The 19764-nt window shown below is 71.4% G+C and carries 12 protein-coding genes and 1 pseudogene; 5 read left to right on the forward strand and 8 right to left on the reverse strand.

The features are described 5' to 3' along the window. The first annotated feature begins 169 nt into the window (after positions 1-169). From ACFXOM_RS03385 to ACFXOM_RS03395, 3 genes and pseudogenes are all read left to right on the forward strand, one after another. Positions 170-986 (forward strand): annotated as a pseudogene (locus ACFXOM_RS03385) (NAD(P)H-binding protein). A 96-nt stretch (positions 987-1082) separates the two neighbouring features. Next, on the forward strand, positions 1083-2057 hold the full coding sequence (rarD, locus tag ACFXOM_RS03390) for an EamA family transporter RarD (protein ID WP_384935401.1): 975 nt from the start codon (positions 1083-1085) through the stop codon (positions 2055-2057). A 1271-nt stretch (positions 2058-3328) separates the two neighbouring features. After that, positions 3329-4660: a M28 family metallopeptidase gene (locus tag ACFXOM_RS03395; RefSeq protein ID WP_384935072.1), complete on the forward strand. Its 1332-nt coding sequence runs from the start codon at positions 3329-3331 to the stop codon at positions 4658-4660. Positions 4661-5010: 350 nt separating this feature from the next. Here the strand turns inward: ACFXOM_RS03395 and ACFXOM_RS03400 are convergent, their stop codons facing one another. The 4 genes from ACFXOM_RS03400 to ACFXOM_RS03415 all read right to left on the reverse strand — a co-directional run bounded on the left by ACFXOM_RS03400 (position 5011) and on the right by ACFXOM_RS03415 (position 9700). After that, positions 5011-5940 (reverse strand): ABC transporter permease, encoded by a 930-nt coding sequence (locus ACFXOM_RS03400; RefSeq protein ID WP_385036828.1) that lies wholly within the window; start codon positions 5938-5940, stop codon positions 5011-5013. Next, a complete protein-coding gene (locus tag ACFXOM_RS03405; RefSeq protein WP_384935067.1) occupies positions 5927-6862 on the reverse strand; it encodes an ABC transporter ATP-binding protein in 936 nt (311 codons plus the stop codon). Before ACFXOM_RS03405 ends, ACFXOM_RS03400 begins: the two co-directional genes overlap by 14 nt. Before the next feature lie 102 nt (positions 6863-6964). Continuing rightward, positions 6965-8227: an outer membrane lipoprotein carrier protein LolA gene (locus tag ACFXOM_RS03410; RefSeq protein ID WP_384935065.1), complete on the reverse strand. Its 1263-nt coding sequence runs from the start codon at positions 8225-8227 to the stop codon at positions 6965-6967. A gap of 462 nt (positions 8228-8689) precedes the next feature. After that, the gene (locus ACFXOM_RS03415; protein ID WP_384935063.1) at positions 8690-9700 is read right to left on the reverse strand and encodes a polyprenyl synthetase family protein; all 1011 of its coding nucleotides are present in this window, start codon (positions 9698-9700) and stop codon (positions 8690-8692) included. A gap of 341 nt (positions 9701-10041) precedes the next feature. On the opposite strand from ACFXOM_RS03415, the gene ACFXOM_RS03420 reads away from it, so the two are divergent. Together ACFXOM_RS03420 and fahA are read left to right on the forward strand one after the other, a co-directional pair. Then, positions 10042-12081, forward strand: coding sequence for a CocE/NonD family hydrolase (locus ACFXOM_RS03420; RefSeq protein ID WP_384945890.1), 2040 nt, complete (start codon positions 10042-10044; stop codon positions 12079-12081). 318 nt (positions 12082-12399) lie between these two features. Beyond that, positions 12400-13629 carry a fumarylacetoacetase gene (gene fahA / locus ACFXOM_RS03425; RefSeq protein WP_385036830.1) on the forward strand — a complete coding sequence of 410 codons (1230 nt, stop codon included), beginning with the start codon at positions 12400-12402 and terminating at the stop codon, positions 13627-13629. A 251-nt stretch (positions 13630-13880) separates the two neighbouring features. On the opposite strand, the gene ACFXOM_RS03430 is transcribed toward fahA, so the two are convergent. The 4 genes from ACFXOM_RS03430 to nuoL form a co-directional block, all read right to left on the reverse strand. Further along, a complete protein-coding gene (locus ACFXOM_RS03430; protein ID WP_384935054.1) occupies positions 13881-14177 on the reverse strand; it encodes a hypothetical protein in 297 nt (98 codons plus the stop codon). A 382-nt stretch (positions 14178-14559) separates the two neighbouring features. Next, positions 14560-16209, reverse strand: coding sequence for an NADH-quinone oxidoreductase subunit NuoN (gene nuoN, locus ACFXOM_RS03435; protein WP_384935051.1), 1650 nt, complete (start codon positions 16207-16209; stop codon positions 14560-14562). Then, positions 16206-17804, reverse strand: a complete 1599-nt coding sequence (locus tag ACFXOM_RS03440; RefSeq protein WP_384935048.1) for an NADH-quinone oxidoreductase subunit M — start codon at positions 17802-17804, stop codon at positions 16206-16208. The genes nuoN and ACFXOM_RS03440 overlap by 4 nt, the downstream gene beginning before the upstream one ends. 4 nt (positions 17805-17808) lie before the next feature. Next, on the reverse strand, positions 17809-19758 hold the full coding sequence (nuoL, locus tag ACFXOM_RS03445) for an NADH-quinone oxidoreductase subunit L (protein ID WP_384935045.1): 1950 nt from the start codon (positions 19756-19758) through the stop codon (positions 17809-17811). Between the last annotated feature and the right edge of the window lie 6 nt (positions 19759-19764).

Below are 19764 nucleotides of genomic sequence, written 5' to 3' on the forward strand. Positions count from 1 at the left end.
GAAATGCGGGCGGAGATGGCCTTCCTCCTGTCCTTTCCCCACCCGCGCGGGTCGTCCCCGCCGCCCTCGGCGATCTCCCCCCTCACCCCCCCAACCCCCTCCCCCCTCCCCCTCCCTCCCCCCCCTCCCGTTCTGGTTCTGCTCCCCCTTAAGGTGCCCGTGCTCTGTTATGTGCTGCGCTCGTCTGTGTCACGTCCCCGACGCGCCGTTCCGTCCACCGCGCCGGCGCCCACACCTGGCCGGCGGCCTCGCCGCGCGCGGCGTCGCACTGCGGGTCGCCGACTACGACGCACCCGAAACCCTCGGCGATGCGTTCCGCGCGGGTGAGCGGGTCCTCCTGGTGTCCGGCAGCGAGATCGGCCGAGGGGTGCCCCAGCACACGGCGGTCATCACGGCGGCGAAGGCGGCGGACGTCGCGCAGCTCGCCTACACCGGCATCCTGGGCGGCCCCAAGGCCGACTTCGCGCTCGCCGAGGAGCACACGGCGACCGAGCAGGCGATCCTCGACTCCGGCCTGCCGTACACCTTTCTCCGCAACGGCTGGTACACCGAGAACCACACGGACCGTCTTGCCGCGGTCCTGGAGCACGGCGCGGTGGTCGCCAACGCCGGTGACGGACGGGTGGCCTCGGCCGCCCGCACCGACTACGCGGCCGCGGCGACCGCGGTGCTGACAGGCGCGAGCCACCTCGGCAGGGCGTACGAGCTCAGCGGCGACACCGCCTGGTCGTTCGCGGAGTACGCCGCCGAGATCGCCCGCCGGTCCGGCCGGGACGTCACCTACTCCGACGTGCCCGGCGAGACGCACCGACGGGTCCTGACCGGCGTTGGGGGTGCCGGAGGACCGCGCCGCGCTCCTGGTCGACGTGGACCGCGCCGTCGAGCGCGGGCTGCTCGCCCACACCGGCGGTGCCCTGGCCCGGCTCATCAGACGGCCGACGACACCGCTCGCCGGCTCTGTCGCGGGGGCCCTGGCCCGCCATTGACCACAGCGTCATGACCGTATGGCGGAACGGGCATGACATCCGGCCCGCTCGGCGTTACCTTCGTCCAGAACGGTGCGGCGAAGGTGGGAGGGGCCAGTGAAGGCGGACAACGAACAGCGGGCGGGCCTGCTGTACGGAATCGGTGCCTACGGGATGTGGGGCCTCGTCCCCCTCTTCTGGCCGCTGTTGAAGCCTGCCGGAGCACTCGAGATCCTCGCCCACCGCATGGTGTGGTCACTGGCCGTGGTCGCGCTCGCACTCCTGGCGCTCAGGCGTTGGGGATGGGTACGGGAGTTGCTGCGCGAGCCGCGCAAGCTCGGCCTGCTGTCGGTCGCCGCGGGGGTCATCACCGTCAACTGGGGCCTCTACATCTGGGCCGTCAACGCGGACCACGTGGTGGAGGCGTCCCTCGGCTACTTCATCAATCCGCTCGTCACCATCGCGATGGGTGTGCTGCTGCTGAAGGAGCGGTTGCGACCGGCGCAATGGACTGCGGTCGGCGTGGGCCTCACCGCGGTGGTGGTGCTGGCGATCGGATACGGCCGGCCGCCGTGGATCTCGCTGGTACTCGCGTTCTCGTTCGCGTCCTACGGGCTGATCAAGAAGAAGAGCAACATCGGCGGACTCGAATCACTGGCGGCGGAGACCGCGGTGCAGTTCCTGCCCGCGCTCGCCTACCTGTTGTGGCTGGGGTCGCGGGGGGCGGCCGACTTCGGTGCCCACGGGGCGGGGCACGCCACCCTGCTGGCCGCCACCGGCGTCGTCACCGCCGTGCCCCTGGTCTGCTTCGGCGCGGCGGCGATCCGGGTGCCACTGTCGACGCTGGGCCTCCTGCAGTACCTGGCTCCCGTGTTCCAGTTCCTGCTGGGCGTCGTCTACTTCCACGAGGCCATGCCCGCGGAACGATGGGCCGGTTTCGCTCTGGTCTGGCTCGCCCTGATCATCCTGACCTGGGATGCCCTGCGCACGGCCCGGCGCAACAAGGCGGAGGCCCGGCGCCTGGTCCGCGAAGCCCGGGCAGCCGGCCTCCAGGAGGTCGCGCCGCGCAAGGAGACTGCGGAACACGTCTGACGACGGCGTCCGCGCTCCACCCCCGCGACGTTCGTAGGACGCCCGGTCCCGTGCCGACGGTTGTGGCGACGGCTGGCACCGACGACGGTGAGCGCGCCGCCGTTCGTGCTCACCGCCTCTGGCGGGGTGCTCCCGGCGGAGGCGGCGCACCGTTCGAGTACCTTCTCCCGGAGCCGGGCACCGCCGCCCCCGCTCGTACGGCCGCGGGGGTCCGGGGCGGGTCGCCGGACCGACGCGTGCGGGTCCCTCCCGCGCCGGGGGACGCCACCCCTCGGGATCGGTCCTGCGCAGCTTGCACCGCTGCTGGCACCGGGACTCGGGGCGAGGCTCCCGTCACTCGAACGGACGTCCCGATCGGCCGAGGGACAGCGCGGGCGTCGTGCCTGGTCATGCTGATCCGGCATCGGGTCCCCGACGGTCCCGTGGGCGCCATCCGCACCCCTCTTCCTGCCGCGGGCGGTGCGTCAGGACCTTGTGCCGGTTGCCGCAGCGCTCCACGGCGCACCGGCGGCGACGCCCGGGGACCGGCCCGCTGACCCGGGCCGACTTCTTGGCGGAGGCACTCGGCTGTCCGCCCGGGGACAACGGTGCTTCATCGAGCGCCCGCTGGACGCGGCGCGACACCGCGCGAAGCGCCCACCGAGCGGCACGGCCCGCCGGGTGTGGCGGGATCTGGCCGCCGTCCGCCATCCGGACGACCCGCACGAGGAGGAGACGGGCAAGGGGCTCGGGAGGCGTGTGCCGTTCCAGCAGGTGACCGAGGCGAAGCCGGCCAAGACCCGTATCCACATGGACCTGCACACCGCAGGGGCAGGCGCGACGCGGAGGTCGCACGGCTGGAACGTAGGGCGCGACCGTGGTCCGCCGGGTGGACGAGCCCTCAGGCCGGTGGTGCGTGACACAGGTCCCGGAAGCAGCGCGTTCTGGGTGCAGCAGCACACCAGGGCATCGGTCTGCGGCAAACACTGCCGGAGTTGGCCACCTTCTTCTCCCCCTACCGGTCGACGGCCCGGCGGAGCCACCTCCACCGGTACGCACGCGACCTGCAGGGGGGCACGACACGCGGCGTGGACGTCGCGCGACGCCCGTCGCGGCACGCCGTCCGCTGAGCGAACCCGACTGACCGGTTCCCGCCCTTGACGGTCAGTCAGCCTCTCGCTGACCATTCAGCACACGCACCGCACCCGCACAGCTCCAGCCTCCGTGACTCCGCCGTCGCGGAGGGTCCCGCACGTTCCGTCCCATCCCCGTACGGAATCCGGAGCCCCCACATGAACGACTCCGTTCACAGACGCACCGCCGCGGCTGCCGCCCTCGCCGTCGCCGGCTTACTCGCTGCGGCCGTCCCTGCCGCCGCCGCACCCAGCACCGCTGCGCACACCGTGGCCCGCGCCACGGCGTTGGCCGCGCCGGACATCCCCCTGGCGAACGTCAAGGCGCACCTCTCCGAGCTCCAGTCCATCGCCACCGCCAACGGCGGCAACCGGGCTCACGGACGCACCGGTTACAAGGCATCGCTCGACTACGTCAAGGCCAAGCTCGACGCGGCGGGGTTCACCACCAGCGTCCAGCAGTTCACCTCGTCGGGCGCCACCGGCTACAACCTGATAGCCGACTGGCCGGGTGGTGACGCCGGCCAGGTGCTGATGGCCGGTTCGCACCTCGACTCGGTCTCCCGGGGGCCGGGGATCAACGACAACGGGTCGGGCTCGGCAGCCGTGCTGGAGACCGCCCTCGCGGTGTCCCGCGCCCAGTTCAAGCCCGACAAGCACCTGCGGTTCGCCTGGTGGGGCGCCGAGGAGCTGGGGCTCGTCGGCTCACGCTACTACGTCAACAACCTCCCGTCGGCCGAGCGTTCGAAGATCTCCGGCTATCTGAACTTCGACATGATCGGATCTCCGAACCCGGGCTACTTCGTCTACGACGACGACCCCACGATCGAGAAGACCTTCAAGGACTACTTCGCCGGGCTGGGCATCCCGACGGAGATCGAGACCGAGGGGGACGGCCGCTCGGACCACGCCCCGTTCAAGAACGCCGGTGTCCCGGTGGGCGGCCTGTTCACGGGCGCCGACTACACCAAGACGTCCGCGCAGGCACAGAAGTGGGGCGGCACGGCCGGGCAGGCCTTCGACCACTGCTACCACTCGTCCTGCGACACGACGGCGAACATCAACGACACCGCCCTCGATCGCAACAGCGACGCGGTCGCCCACGCGATCTGGACCCTGTCCGCCGGGACGACCGTGCCTCCCGGCGACGTCTACGAGAACACCGCGGACGTCTCCATCCCGGACAACGGCGCAGCGGTGACGTCCTCGGTGACGGTCTCCGGCCGCACGGGCAACGCGCCGGCGACCCTCAAGGTGGGCGTGGACATCAAGCACACGTGGCGGGGCGACCTGGTCATCGATCTGATCGCACCGGACGGCACGGCGTACCGCCTGAAGAACGCCAGCGGCAGCGACTCGGCGGACAACGTGATCGAGACGTACACCGTGAACGCGTCGAGCGAGGTCGCGAACGGCGCCTGGAAGCTGAAGGTCCAGGACGTGGCTGCCTGGGACACCGGTTACATCGACAGCTGGCGCCTCACCTTCTGATCCCCGCACCACCCCACCTCCCACACAGACTACATGCGCATGCAATGTATGCATGCGCATGTAGTTCGTTCCGGAGGGTACGCCGACACGTCCGGGTGGTTCCTCTTCCTGTGGGGCAGCAGCCACCCGGACGCAACACGACGGCGCCGGCCGGGCTCGCCGCCGAGCGGCTTCCCGCGGGCACTCCAACGCTGGCGGCACCCGGGCGACACCCGCCAGGACTCCGTCGCGGCGGAGACCTTGTTCGCGGCTCGGTGGGGTGCCGTCCTGCCGGGGCGACGTCGCGGTCCACCCTCTCCGCAGGCGGCTGGTGAGGGTGTGGCGACGCGTCCGGTGGGCCCGGGCAGCACTCAGGCCGTGATGTCCTTCGACGTGAACCGCGCCCAGGCGGCCGAGCCGAAGACCGCCACGTACACGCCTTGCAGGCCGAGGTTCCGCAGCACGTCGTCGAGGTACGCGGGCTCCCGCAGGACGTCCGCGAACGACAGCCAGTAGTGCGGGAAGAGATACGGGTGGAGGCCGGCGAGCTGTGGGATCGCGCCCAGGATCTGGGCGGTGACCACCAGTCCCATGGTCGTCGCCATCGCCGCGATCCCGCTGTTGGTGAGTACCGAGACGAACAGGCCGAGCGCCGCGACCCCGGCGAGCGACAGGGCGACGAGCAGCGCGACCAGTAGCGCGCGCAGCAGCCCCTCCGTGAAGGTGATCCGGGTCCCGGAGATCGTGGTGACGTCACCGAGCGGGAACAACAGGGCACCGGCGACCAGCGCCGAAACGGCCACGGCGAGAGTCGCGGCCAGGCAGAAGGCCAGCGTCGCAACGTACTTGGCAAGCAGCAGACGGGTCCTGCCGGCCGGTGCGACGAGCAGGTAGCGCAGGGTGCCGCTGCTCGCCTCCCCGGCGACTGCGTCGCCCGCAACGACCCCGACCGCCATCGGGAGGAATACCGGGAGGGTTGCGGCCAGGGCGGCGAAGACCAGGAAGAGTCCGTTGTTGGTGATCTGGGTGAAGAAGGCGGGACCCCTGCCGTCGCCGGCCGGATCGCCGTCCCCCGTCTCGATCCTGACGGCGACACCGATGAGGACGGGCACGGCCGCGAGCACGGCGAGCAGGGCGAGGGTGCGCCAGCGGCGGAAGGTCGTCAGCAGCTCGGAACGGAAGAGCCCGAGGGACCACACGAGGCGGGGCGCCCGCGTGCGGGCCGGTGACTGCCCGTCGGACGCGGGCTGAACGACCTGCCCGCGTGGCGGGGCCGACTCCCCCGTGTCAGCCTGCGACATCGAAGCCCTCCCCGGTCAGCGCGACGAACGCGTCCTCCAGGGACGCACGTTCCAACCCGAAGGCTCGCACCCGGACTCCGGCACGCACGAGGGCGGCGTTGACGTCCGCCGGGTCGGTGGCGAGTGGTTCCGCGGTCACCAGGTCGCCCGTGGCACAGACGTCGACGGCCCCGCGCTCCTCGAGCACGCGGACGGCTTCGGCCGTATCGGGGGTGGTGACGGCGAGACGCCCACGGGAGCGGGCGGCCAGTTCGGCCACCGGCCCCTGGGCGATGAGGGCGCCGCGGTTCATCACGGCGGCATGGGTGCAGACCTGCTCGATCTCGTCGAGGAGGTGCGACGAGAGGAAGACGGTGGTGCCGTCCGCCGCGAGCTCCCTGATCAACGCGCGGATCTCGCGCATGCCTTGCGGGTCGAGGCCGTTCGTCGGCTCGTCCAGCACGAGCAGGCTGCGCGGCTGGAGCAGTGCCACCGCCAGCCCGAGCCGCTGCTTCATGCCCAGGGAGTACGCCTTCGTCTTGCGGGAGGCGGCAGCGGCCAGCCCGACGCGGTCGAGCGCGGCGGTGACCCGCGCGCGGCGGGTACGCGGGTCCGCGGCGGGATCGGCGGAGTCGTACCGCAGGAGATTGTCCCGGCCGCTCAAGTGGCCGTAGGGGGCCGGCCCCTCGATGAGCGCACCCACCCGCGGCAGGACGGCGCGGGCCGCACGCGGCATGGCACCACCGAGGACGGTCGCGGTGCCCGAGGTGGGCTCGATGAGCCCCATCAGCATCCGGATCGTGGTGGTCTTCCCCGACCCGTTGGGCCCGAGGAAGCCGAAGACGCTCCCGGCGGGTACTTCCAGATCGAGTCGGTCGACGGCCAGGTGTCCGCCGCGGTACCGCTTGGTGAGCCCGCGCGTCTCGATGACGGATCCGGTCATGGTTCCCCCTGTCGTCCGCTCCATCCTGCCGGACGGCCACGCACCGCGGGGTGCGGGGCGCCCCTGCGGAGCGTCCCGCACCCGACGACCGCCCCGCAGGGGTCACTTCGCCGCGTTCGCCGCCTTGACCAGGGCGTCCGGGGTGACCGCACCGACATACACCCTGCCGTCGTCCGTCATCAGGGCGTTGACCAACCGGGTCTTGAAGACTGTTCCGCCGCCGAAGTCCCCCTTGACCCGGTCGCCGAGCGCGTCCAGGAACTTCTGGGCGTCGGGCGGCACGTCACCGGAGGATCCGGCGGCCGGGGCCTTGCCGCCCGGGACGTCGAGTCGGGCGATGGTGGTCCAGCCCTTGCCGATGACGTCCAGCCCCTTGAAGGCCTCCGCGCCCAGCGGGCCACCGGAACCCTTCTGCCCCTGAGGACCGTTGGGGCGCTCCAGGCCCTTCAGCGGCTTCGGGACGCCCTTCTCCCGGCTGTTCAACTCGTCGGACTCGGTGACCTTCGCGCCCTTCGGCGGGCTGAAGTCGAACGTCGACGCGGCCGGCTTGGTGAAGTCGACCTTCGTGAAGCCCGCGTCGACGGCCGCCTTGCCCCCGCTGCTCGGGAGGAGCGTGAACTTCAGTGGCACACCGTTCTCCGCGTCCACCGCGATCCTGATGGAACCGATGGTCGAACCGCTCTGCTTGGGCTTGATGAGCAGTTGGTACGCGTCACGGCCGGCGATGCGGGCCGTGCCGTCGACGGTCACCGACGTGGTGTCGTCCACGGCCTTCAACGCCTCGTCGGCGAGGTCCTTGGGCGTGCTGGGCAGGTCCTCCGGCGATTTCCGGTGCTCGCCGCCGCGGCTCTCGTCCTTGCTGTGCACGACCTCGTTCGCCGCGCTGTCGTACGCCCAGACGTCGTCCCCGTTGTGGATGAGGCTGTATTCCGCCGCGTCCTCCAGGATCGACAGTCGCTGCTTGTCCGGGCCGTCGGCGGCAACCCGCAGGGTGTGCGTGCCGGACGCCAGCTCCAGCAGCCTGGCGTCGGGAGACGCGGACGGGCCGCCGTCCTTCCCGCCCTCCGGGGCGAGGCCGCCCGCCAGGCCGCCCGCCAGGCCGCCGACCGACGGGATCCCCAGGTCCGTGCTGATCTTCACCGAGCCGGACAGCTGCTGCGCGTCCGACTTGGCGATCTTCTCGACGAGTTCCTGTGCCGTGATCTGCGGCAGATCGGGGTCGCCGGACGCGGCGAGCGCCGGGACGAGCCCGATCGTCGCCGCCGCAACTCCCGCCACTGCTACCGGGACGGCATAGCGCGCCGCCTTGCGGCGGCCGGGGGCGCCGGCCTCGTCGGTGGTGCGTGCGTCGTCGTTCGGTGCCATGGTGTGCCCTACCTCCGTGGTCGGCGGCGTCGTCCGTCCAGTCACGAGTCCACCCCGCGCCGCCATTCTCACCCGCATCGGTAACGCCGGTGAGGAGTGGTTGCCTCCATCTGACCAAATCGGCGCGGTGGAAACGTCAGCCCGCGGGATCAACTCCGCCTACTGCTGCGGTATGACGTGAGGCCCGCGCTTCTCGGCCGACCAGTAGGGGTCGGCCACCGCGGAGGTGATCCGGCTTCACCTGGCGGGGCATCAGCCGGCTGACCGGGGCACGTCCGCACCCCCGTTCCCCCGTTCCCCCGGGCACCATCCGCGGCTTCCAGGTGGTCGTCCCGGCCGCCGCCCCGGCGGACGGCCGTGTACGTCGCGCCGCGTCGCGTCGCCGTGCGGGGTGACGCGGTGCACCGGCACGGTGCCCGCGGGACGCCCGTCGTCGGGGCGACCGTCAGGGAGCTGGGACGGTCAGCCCGCCCGGTGCACCACCGCGTCGCACAGCTCCTCCAGCGCGGACTTCGCGAAGCACCCGGGCAGCGGGGACAGCAGCGTCCGCGCCTCCTCCGCGTACCGCACCGTGTCCCGCCTGGCACGCTCGAGGGCGGGGTGGACCCGCAGTCTTGACAGCGCCTCGGCGTGCCGGGCGTCGTCCGTCAGGTCGCCGGACAGCAACTCCACGAGCTCCAGGTCCTCCGGCTCGCCGTGCGCCGCGGCCTGCTCACGCAGGCGGAGCACCGGCATGGTGGGAATGCCCTCGCGCAGGTCCGTGCCCGGGGTCTTGCCCGACTCGTGCGAGTCGGAGGCGATGTCGAGGACGTCGTCGGCGAGCTGGAACGCCACGCCGAGCCGCTCCCCGTACTGGGTGAGGATGTCGGTGACGTTCTCGTCGGCTCCGGACATCATCGCGCCGAAGCGGCAGGAGACGGCGACCAGGGAGCCCGTCTTCCCGCCGAGGACGTCGAGGTAGTGCTCGACCGGGTCGCGCCCGTCACGGGGGCCCGCCGTCTCCAGGATCTGGCCGGTCACCAGGCGCTCGAACGCCTGGGCCTGGATCCGCACCGCTTCGGGGCCCAGGTCGGCGAGGATGTGGGAGGCGCGGGCGAAGAGGAAGTCGCCGGTCAGTACCGCTAGGGAGTTGCCCCAGCGGGCATTGGCGCTGGCCACCCCGCGGCGCACGTCCGCCTCGTCCATCACGTCGTCGTGGTACAGCGTGGCCAGGTGCGTCAGCTCGACGACGACGGCCGACGGCACGATACCGGGCGCATAGGGGTCACCGAACTGCGCCGCCAGCATCACCAGCAGCGGCCGGAAGCGCTTTCCCCCGGCCCGCACGAGATGCTGCGCGGCCTCCGTGATGAAGGGCACCTCGCTCTTGGTGGCATCGAGCAGTCCCGCCTCGACAGCCGCCAATCCGGTCTGGACATCGGCCTCAAGAGCCTGGTCCCGCACGCTCAGCCCGAACGGCCCGACGACGGTCACGAGGGGTACTCCTGTCTGCTGACGATCACACGGATTGTCGATGTGTCGCTGCCTTCACTCAAGTCAGCGTATCCGGTCGCCTTTCGATCACCATGGGCGCCTTCCCGCCACCACCGGTATGTTCGTGATCAGATAAAAGCACCGGGAGTGAGGCATTTGCCGGTACCTACGATCGAGCTCGGAGAACGGGGAGCCCTGCCCCCGGTCGGCGAGGACCGCGGCTCGCCCAGCGGGGCGTGCGGCCCCTCCGCGTACGGCACGACCCACGGGAGCGGCGCGGAGCCGTCCGGGCGAGCGCGCCAGGAGGCGTCCTCCCCCCGCCGTGTGCCAGGGGACCCGCCGTGAGGATTCGCACCGCGTACCCGTACGAGATCCGCCACGAGGACCTCAGGATCCCCCTGGCCGACGGGACGCGGCTGCACGCCCGCCTCTGGCGGCCCATCACCGACGCCCCCGTGCCGGCCCTGCTCGAATACCTCCCGCACCGGCTCACCGACGGCACCGCCGCCCGTGACCGGCAGCGCCACCCGTGGTACGCGGGGCACGGCTACGCCTCCGTACGGGTGGACGCCCGGGGCCACGGCAACAGCGAGGGGCTGCCGGGTGACCCGTTCGCGGACTCCGGAACCACCGGGACGGTCGGGATCAGCGAGATCACCGACGGGAGTGAGGTGGTCGCCTGGCTCGCCGCGCAGCCGTGGTGCAGTGGTTCCGTCGGGATGTTCGGGATCGGCTGGGGCGGCTGCAACGCCCTGAGGGTCGCCGCGCGCGCCCCGGAGCCACTGAAGGCCGTCGTGGCCGTCTGCGCCGACGAGGGGACCCGTGGCAACGCCTTCCCGAGCGGCCCCGCCCACTCCCTGGCGGCAGCCCTGCTCGCCCGCACCGCACAGCCGCCCGACCCGCGCTTCGCCGGCAGCGACTGGCGAGCCATGTGGCTGGAGCGACTGGAGGCCCTCCGGCCCCTCCAGCACGCCCGGCTGGGGCACCCGACCGGAACCGGCGGGGGACGCGGCGGCCCGCCCGAGGAAGGGTACGGCGCGATCCGCGCGGCCGTCCTCGCCGTCGGCGGCTGGCACGACCCGTACCGGGACACGGTCCTGCGTCTGGTCGAGCACCTCGACCCCGCGCGGGTGCGGGGGATCATCGGTCCCTGGTCGCACCAGTACCCGGACTCCGGCCTGCCGCCCGGCCCGGCGATCGGCTTCTTGCAGGAGACGCTGCGCTGGTGGGACCACTGGCTGAAGGAGGACGACCCCAGCCCGGACGGGGCGCGCGGCACCGCCCCCGGCCGCGGCGGAACGGGCGTGCCGGCCGAGCCCCTGCTCCGTTCCTGGATCAGCGAGTCCCACCCGCCGGCGACGAGCTACGACACACTGCCCGGGCGCTGGGTCGCCGACGACTCCTGGCCCTCCTCGCACGTCACCCCCGTGGTGTACGCCCTGCAGGGCGCACCGCTGGTCGTCGCCTCCCCCGCGCACACCGGGCTCGACGCGGGCCGTTTCGTGCCGCGCGGGGAGGACGGCGACCTGCCTCCCGACCAGCGCGATGAGGACGCGGGTTCGGCGAGCTTCGACTTCGTCCTCACTCAGCGGCTGGAAATCCTCGGCCGCCCCCGCGTGAGGCTGCGGGTGCGCCGGGACACGGCCGGCGGCCAGGCGTTCGCGCGCCTGTGCGACGTGGCCCCCGACGGCTCGTCGACCCTCGTCACCCGGGGCGCACTGCACCTCGGCACAGGACGGGAAAACGGCCGCACGGACGAACGGCCCCGCGGTGCCTTCCAGGACGTCGCCTTCGACATGAGCGCCATCGGCCACGCCTTCCCGCCGGGCCACCGGGTCCGGCTGGCCGTCTCCTCGGCCTACTGGCCGTGGACCTGGCCGGACGCGACTCCCGCGGACTTCACGCTCGATCCCGAGGGCTCCTCCCTCGAACTCCCCGCCCGCGCCCCGACCACCGACGCGGTCGCCTTCGAGGAGGCGGAGCACGCGGAGCCCCTCGACGTGGTCACCCCCGTGCCCCTGGACCCGCCGAGCCCCGGACGGCTGGTCGTCCGGGACGTCGCCAAGGGCGAACGACGGCTGGAGACCGGCCACCGCGAGGGCACCGTCCACGTCCACCCCGACGGCCTCGAAGTCACCGAGGCGGCTCTGGAGACGTACACGATCCGGGACGGGCACCCGCTGTCCGCGTGCGCCCGCTCGGACCGGTCGATCCGTCTCCACCGTCCTGAAGTGGCCTGGGACGTGACGATCGACGCCCGATCCGACGTCACCTGCGACGCGGGCCACTTCCTCACCTCGGACGAACTGGTGTGCCGCGACGGTGCCGAGGTGGTGTTCCACCGCACCTGGGAGCAGCGGATCGAACGTCCAGCGGGATGAACGTCCGTTCGCGTCCCCGAGTCCGTCGACGGAGCGCGCACGCCGAGCACACCGAGCGCACCGGGTCGAGAACGAAGGGCCCGTCCGCTCGGAGCAAGGCCTGCACCGCCCAGCGGCACGCCGTCCACCGCGGGGCAGCGGAACAGCTGCCCAAGGGGTCGAGGGCACCCGCGCCGAACCCGGCGCGTCCCGCACCCCACCGCCCCGGCGCCGTCCGTCGCCGGGGCGAGGAGAGTCCTCGCCAGGGAGGCACTGCCCTACCCGCCCCCGCCCCACGTAACGTGTCCCCCACACACGTGGAAAGCGAGGCAAGCACCGATGCCCGAGCAGAGCCCGCTCGATCTCGCCGAGGGGGACCCCTTCGGCCCGCACAACCTCCCGTACGGCGTCTTCAGCACCGCGGACGACCCCGACCGGCGGCGGCTCGGCGTCCGGATCGGTGAGTACGTGCTCGACGCCGGAGCAGCAGCCCACACCCTCGGGTCCCCGTACGCCGCGCTGCTCGCACAGCCGAGCCTCAACCCGCTGCTGGCAGCCGGCCGCACCGCCTGGCGGGACGTGCGCCGCGCCCTCACCGCCTGGGTGACCGTCCCCGCCCACCGCCGGGACATCGAGCCGCTGCTCCACGGGCTCGGCTCCGTCACCCTGCACCTGCCGTACGACGTCGCCGACTACGTCGACTTCTACGCGAGCGAGCACCACGCCACCAACGTCGGGCACATCTTCCGGCCCGACGGCGACCCGCTGACCCCCAACTGGAAGCACCTGCCGATCGGTTACCACGGGCGCTCCGGCACGGTCGTCGTCTCCGGCACCGACGTCGTGCGGCCCTCGGGCCAGCGCAAGACGCCCTCCGACCCAGCGCCGGTCTTCGGGCCCTCCGTCAAGCTCGACATCGAAGCCGAGGTCGGCTTCGTCGTCGGCACCCCCTCCCGGCTGGGCCAGTCCGTGCCGCTGACCGCGTTCCGCGACCACGTCTTCGGACTGCAGCTCCTCAACGACTGGTCCGCGCGCGACATCCAGGCCTGGGAGTACGTGCCGCTCGGCCCGTTCCTCGGCAAGTCGTTCGCCACGTCCGTCTCGGCCTGGGTCACCCCGTTGGAGGCCCTCGACGCGGCCCGCGTCGCCCCACCCGCCCGGGACCTGCCGCTGCTCCCCTACCTGGACGACGCGGACGAGGACGAGCCCGGCGGCCTCGACGTACGCATCTCGGTCGCGATCAACGGACACGTCGTCAGCGAACCCCCGTTCGCGACGATGTACTGGACGGCCGCGCAGCAGCTCGCGCACATGACCGTCAACGGTGCGTCCCTGCGCACCGGCGATCTCTTCGGCTCGGGCACCGTCAGCGGCCCGGAGGTCCCCCAGCGCGGCTCGCTCCTGGAGCTGACCTGGAACGGCCGGGACCCGTTGGAGCTGTCCTACGGCAAGAGGACGTTCCTGGAGGACGGCGACGAGGTCACGATGACGGCCTGGGCCCCCGGACCGGACGGCGTGCGGGTCGGTCTGGGCGAGGTCACGGGGCGGGTGGTCCCGGCCGCCCCGTAGTGGCGGACCTTCCCGTTCCCCCGGCAGGAGCGCAGGTCGAAGGCGCACGGTCCGGGACGGGAAGCTGCGCGACACCGCTGCGGCACCGCAGGGGCGGGCACGCGTCGGCTGGTCCGGTGCGTGCCCGCCGAATGCCGGCTCGGTCGCGAAAGGGCTCCGGCCGTACGCGACCGACTCCGATCCGGTGGGCCGGGCCACGCCCGCCGCGGACGTGTCGAACGTCGGCGTGCGGACCCGTGCGGCCCGGAGTGTCACCCCAGCTCGATCAGCCTGAGCACCAGGGCGAGCGCTGCGCACACGGTGACGAACAGGACCCATACCGCCACCCACGGGCGGCGTCGCCTGTTCACCAGGTGCCGGACCGCTCCGGTGATCTCAACTGCGGCACCGATCAGCCCCAGGGTGCCGATGGCCGCCGCCGCCCAGTAGGCCCACGACTGTTCTCCCAGGAAGCGCAGGAGCAGCAGGGCCGGCAGGATCAGGACCGCCGGCCAGGTGTCGGCGGTGCTCGACGTGCGTGGCTCGTGCGGTGCCACCGGTGCGTTCACGCTGTCCCCCGTATCAACGTCCAGGTCGGGTCGGCGCCGAGGCCCGGTCGACGTCACGGTCCGTCGACGTGGGGCCCGGCGTCCTGGTAGACGTTGGACCTTGATCATGGGTTGCCCCGGGCGCCCGCCGGGCTCTGAACGCCTCGTCCGCCGCCCGCTCGTCCTCGCCAGGGAACGGAGTCGTGCGCCGTACGGCCGGGCTGTTCCTCGGCCGTATCCGCGCCATCGCCGGGGCCCGTGGAGATCGTGCGCACGGGTCACCGGTACGGGTCGATCACGGCGGTCCCCTTCCCGTCCGCGGGTCACGCTGCGGGCATGCAGCCGGAAGGGCCCGGTACCCCCTGCGGGGTACCGGGCCCTTCCGGTCGACGAGGTCTGCCGATCACCGGACGAACGTGCTCGCCTGTCCCGCCAGATCCAGGAAGTACTGGGGGGCGACACCGAGCACCACGGTGACCGCGACGCCGACGGCGATCGTCGTCATCGTGAACGCGGACGGCACGGCGACCGTCGGCCCCTCGGGCTTCGGCTCGCTGAAGAACATCAGCACGATGACCCGGATGTAGAAGAACGCGGCGATCGCCGAGGAGATCACACCGATCACGACCAACGCGCCGGCGCCGCTCTCCGCCGCCGCCTTGAAGACGGCGAACTTCCCGGAGAAGCCGGACGTCAGCGGGATTCCGGCGAAGGCCAGCAGGAAGACGGCGAAGACCGCGGCGACCAAGGGCGAACGCCGGCCCAGCCCGGCCCACTTGGACAGGTGCGTGGCCTCTCCGCCCGCGTCCCGGACCAGGGTCACCACCGCGAACGCACCGATCGTGACGAAGGAGTACGCGCCCAGGTAGAAGAGCACGGAGGAGACGCCGTCGGGGGTGACCGCGATGACACCGGCGAGGATGAACCCCGCGTGCGCGATCGACGAGTACGCCAGCAGGCGCTTGATGTCGGTCTGGGTGATCGCGACGATCGCGCCGCCCAGCATGGTGATGATCGCGACGGCCCACATCACCGGTCGCCAGTCCCAGCGGAGCCCCGGAAGCACCACGTACAGCAGCCGGAGCAACGCGCCGAAGGCCGCGACCTTCGTGGCCGCCGCCATGAAACCGGTGACCGGGGTCGGTGCGCCCTGGTAGACATCCGGCGTCCACATGTGGAACGGCACGGCGCCGACCTTGAACAACAGACCGACCAGGATCAAGGCCGCGCCGACCAGCAGCAGCGCGTCGTTGCCCATCGTGCCCGCCAGCGCCGGGTCGATGGTCTGGACGGACCCGTCGACGACGCCGGCGATCCTCGCGTAGGACAGGGAACCCGCGTACCCGTACAGCAGGGCGATCCCGAAGAGCAGGAACGCGGACGAGAACGCGCCGAGCAGGAAGTACTTCACCGCGGCTTCCTGGGACATGAGCCGCTTGCGGCGGGCCAGGGCGCACAGGAGGTAGAGGGGCAGGGAGAGGACTTCGAGGGCGATGAACAGGGTCAACAGGTCGTTGGCGGCGGGGAAGAGGAGCATCCCGGAGATGGCGAAGAGGGCCAGGGGGAACACCTCGGTGGTGGTGAACCCCGCCTTGACTGCTGCCTTTTCGCCGTCGCTCCCCGGCACGGACGCCGCCTGTGCGGCGAACGAGTCGACGCGGTTCCCGTGCGCCACCGGGTCGAGCCGCCGCTCCGCGAAGGTGAAGACGGCGACCAGCGAGGCCAACAGGACGGTGCCCTGGAGGAAGAGCGCCGGACCGTCGACGGCGACGGCTCCCATCGCCGCGATGTGGGCCTTGGTCGTGCCGTAGCCGCCGGCGGCGAGGGCGACCACCGCGGCGAACGAGGCGGCCAGCGCGACCACCGAAGTGAAGACCTGCGCGTAGTAGCGACTGCTGCGCGGGACGAAGGCCTCGACGAGGACACCCACGAGTGCCGCGCCGAGCACGATCAGCGAGGGAGCGAGTTGTGCGTACTCGATGTGCGGGGCCGGGATCCTGGCGAGCGGTTCGGCCGCCGTCGTCCACAGGCTGTGGACAGCTGGTGTGCTCACTTGGCCGCCTCCACCTCGGGCTGGGGGTCCTTCTGCTGTACGTCGGACATGGTGTGCTCCACGGCCGGGTTGACGACGTCCGTCAGCGGCTTGGGGTAGACCCCGAGGAAGATCAGCAGCGCGATCAGCGGGGTGACCACCACCAGCTCACGCAGTCGCAGGTCCGGCAGGGTCCGCACCGGCTCCTTCACCGGGCCGGTCATCGTCCGCTGGTAGAGGACGAGGGTGTAGAGCGCGGCGAGCACGATGCCGAAGGTCGCAATGATCCCGACGACCGGGTAACGGGCGAAGGTGCCGACCAGGACCAGGAATTCACTCACGAACGGTGCGAGCCCCGGTAGCGACAGGGTCGCCAGAGCGCCGATGAGAAAGGTACCGGCGAGGACGGGGGCGACCTTCTGCACGCCACCGTAGTCGGCGATCAGTCGGGATCCGCGCCGCGAGATCAGGAATCCGGCAACCAGCATCAGCGCGGCCGTCGAGATCCCGTGGTTGACCATGTAGAGCGTCGCACCCGACTGGCCCTGACTGGTCATCGCGAAGATGCCCATGATGATGAAGCCGAAGTGGGAGATCGACGCGTAGGCGACCAGGCGTTTGATGTCGCGCTGGCCGACTGCGAGCAGCGCGCCGTACACGATACTGACCAGCGCGAGGACGAGGATGACCGGCGTCGCCCACTCCGACGCCTCGGGGAACAGTCCGAGGCAGAAGCGCAGCATCGCGAACGTACCGACCTTGTCGACCACAGCGGTGATCAGCACGGCGACCGGAGCGGTCGCCTCACCCATGGCGTTGGGCAGCCAGGTGTGCAGGGGCCACAGCGGCGCCTTCACCGCGAAGGCGAAGAAGAAACCGAGGAAGAGCAGCCGCTCGGTGGTGGACGACATCTCCAGCGTCCCCGCGGCCCGGGCCTGGATGATCTCCGTCAGGGAGAAGTTCCCGGCCACGACGTACAGGCCGATGACCGCGGCCAGCATGATCAGCCCGCCGACCAGGTTGTAGAGGAGGAACTTCACCGCGGCGTAGCTGCGTTGGGCTGCCGCGTTCTCCTCGGAACCCGCGTGGGCACGGTCCCCGAAACCGCCGATGAGGAAGTACATCGGGATCAGCATGGCTTCGAAGAGGATGTAGAAGAGGAAGACGTCGGTGGCCTCGAACGAGAGGATCACCATCGCCTCGACGGAGAGGATCAGGGCGAAGAAACCCTGGGTCGGCCGCCACCGGTAGGTCTTGGTCTCCGCGGGGACCTCCCCGTCGGAGCCGGGGGAAGGGTCGGCGTCGTGCCAGCCGGCCAGGATCACGAACGGGATGAGCACGGCGGTGAGCGCGATCAGCGCCACCCCGATCCCGTCCACGCCGAGCTCGTAGCGCACCCCGAAGTCCGCGATCCACGCGTGGGACTCCGTGAGTTGGTAGCGGGCGTCGCCGGGCACGAACCGTACGGCGATGACCGCCGCCAGTGCGAGGGTGCCCAGCGACACCAGCAGCGCGAGCCACTTGGCGGCGGTCCGGCGGGCGGCCGGGACCGCGGCGGTGGCGATCGCACCGATCGCCGGGAGCGCCGCCGTCGCCGTCAGCAGGGGGAAGGACATCGGGTCACACCGCCCTCATCAGCAGGGTCACGGCAATCAGCACCGCCGCACCTCCGAACATCGAGACCGCGTAGGAGCGGGCGTAGCCGTTCTGCAGCTTGCGGAGCCGGCCCGAAAGGCCGCCCACGGAGGCCGCCGTACCGTTGACCACCCCGTCGACCAGGGTGTGGTCCACGTACACCAAGGAGCGGGTGAGGTGTTCGCCTCCGCGGACCAGGACGACGTGGTTGAAGTCGTCCTGGAGGAGGTCGCGGCGCGCGGCGCGGGTGAGGAGCGAGCCGCGCGGCGCGACGACCGGCACCGGGCGCCGTCCGTACTGGAGGTAGGCGAGCCCGACGCCGAGGACCATCACCACGACGGTCGCGGTCGTCACCGTTGCCGCGCTGACCGGCGAATGTCCGTGCGAGAAGCCGGTGATCGGCTCCAGCCACTTCACGAACGACTCGTGGAAGGAGAACAGACCGCCGGCGAAGACCGATCCGAAGGCGAGGACGATCATCGGCGCCGTCATGGTCCTCGGCGACTCGTGCGGGTGGGGCAGTTCGCCGGGCCGCACGCCGGGGGCGAGCTCCACCCCGGGCGTCACGGCCGGGTCCGGGGCGGGCTGCCAGCGCTTCTCCCCGAAGAACGTCATGATCATCACGCGGGTCATGTAGTACGCGGTGATGGCCGCGCCCAGCAGTGCCGCTCCGCCGAGGATCCAGCCTTCCGTACCGCCCTTGGCGAATGCAGCCTCGATGATCTTGTCCTTGGAGAAGAAGCCGGACAGGCCGGGGAAGCCGATGATCGCGAGGTAGCCGAGCCCGAAGGTGACGAAGGTGATCGGCATGTAGGTCCTCAAAGCCCCGTACTTCCGCATGTCGACCTCGTCGTTCATGCCGTGCATGACCGAACCGGCACCCAGGAAGAGCCCTGCCTTGAAGAAGCCGTGCGTCACCAGGTGCATGATCGCGAAGGCGTAGCCGATCGGGCCCAGGCCCGCCGCCAGGATCATGTAGCCGATCTGCGACATCGTCGAACCGGCCAGGGCCTTCTTGATGTCGTCCTTCGCGCAACCGACGATCGCACCGAAGAGGAGCGTGACCGCGCCGACCGCAACGACCACGAGCTGGGCGTCCGGTGCGTCGTTGTAGATCGCCCCGGAACGGGTGATCAGGTACACGCCGGCGGTCACCATCGTCGCCGCGTGGATCAGGGCGGAGACCGGGGTCGGGCCCTCCATCGCGTCGCCGAGCCAGGACTGCAGCGGCACCTGGGCGGACTTGCCGCAGGCGGCGAGCAGGAGCAGCAACCCGAGGGCCGTCAGCACACCCTCGGACGTCCTGCCCGTCGAGGTGAGGACCGGGGTGAAGGCGAAGGTCCCGAAGGTGGTGAACATCAGCATGATGGCGATCGACAGGCCCATGTCGCCGACCCGGTTGACCAGGAAGGCCTTCTTCGCCGCCGTCGCCGCGCTGGGCTTGTGCTGCCAGAAGCCGATGAGCAGGTACGAGGCGAGGCCCACGCCCTCCCAGCCGACGTACAGCAACAGGTAGTTGTCGGCGAGGACCAGCAGCAGCATCGCCGCGAGGAACAGGTTGAGGTAACCGAAGAAGCGCCTGCGGCGCTCGTCGTGCTCCATGTACCCGACCGAGTACAGATGGATGAGCGAGCCGACTCCGGTGATCAGCAGGACGAAGGTCATCGACAGTTGGTCGAGCTGGAAGGCGACGTCGGCCTGGAAGCCCTCGACCGGGATCCAGGTGTACAGGTGCTGCGTCAGGGTCCGGTCTTCTCCCGGCCTGCCCAGCATGTCGACGAACAGTACGACGCCGATGACGAAGGAGACGGCCGCCAGCACCGTGCCGACCCAGTGGCCGGTGCGGTCGAGGCGGCGCCCGCCGCACAGCAGCAGGGCCGCTCCGACCAGGGGCGCCGCGATCAGCAGCGCAATCAGGTTCTCTGCGTTGTCCACGAGTCT

The organism is Streptomyces sp. NPDC059169, from assembly GCF_042755225.1.
GTDB lineage: Bacteria > Actinomycetota > Actinomycetes > Streptomycetales > Streptomycetaceae > Streptomyces.

Excerpts from the sequence above, each read along its gene's own strand:
- ACFXOM_RS03395 (WP_384935072.1), top strand. The coding sequence starts at position 3,329 with ATGAACGACTCCGTTCACAGACGCACCGCCGCGGCTGCCGCCCTCGCC.
- ACFXOM_RS03400 (WP_385036828.1), bottom strand. The coding sequence starts at position 5,940 with ATGTCGCAGGCTGACACGGGGGAGTCGGCCCCGCCACGCGGGCAGGTC.
- ACFXOM_RS03405 (WP_384935067.1), bottom strand. The coding sequence starts at position 6,862 with ATGACCGGATCCGTCATCGAGACGCGCGGGCTCACCAAGCGGTACCGC.
- ACFXOM_RS03410 (WP_384935065.1), bottom strand. The coding sequence starts at position 8,227 with ATGGCACCGAACGACGACGCACGCACCACCGACGAGGCCGGCGCCCCC.
- fahA (WP_385036830.1), top strand. The coding sequence starts at position 12,400 with ATGCCCGAGCAGAGCCCGCTCGATCTCGCCGAGGGGGACCCCTTCGGC.
- ACFXOM_RS03440 (WP_384935048.1), bottom strand. The coding sequence starts at position 17,804 with ATGTCCTTCCCCCTGCTGACGGCGACGGCGGCGCTCCCGGCGATCGGT.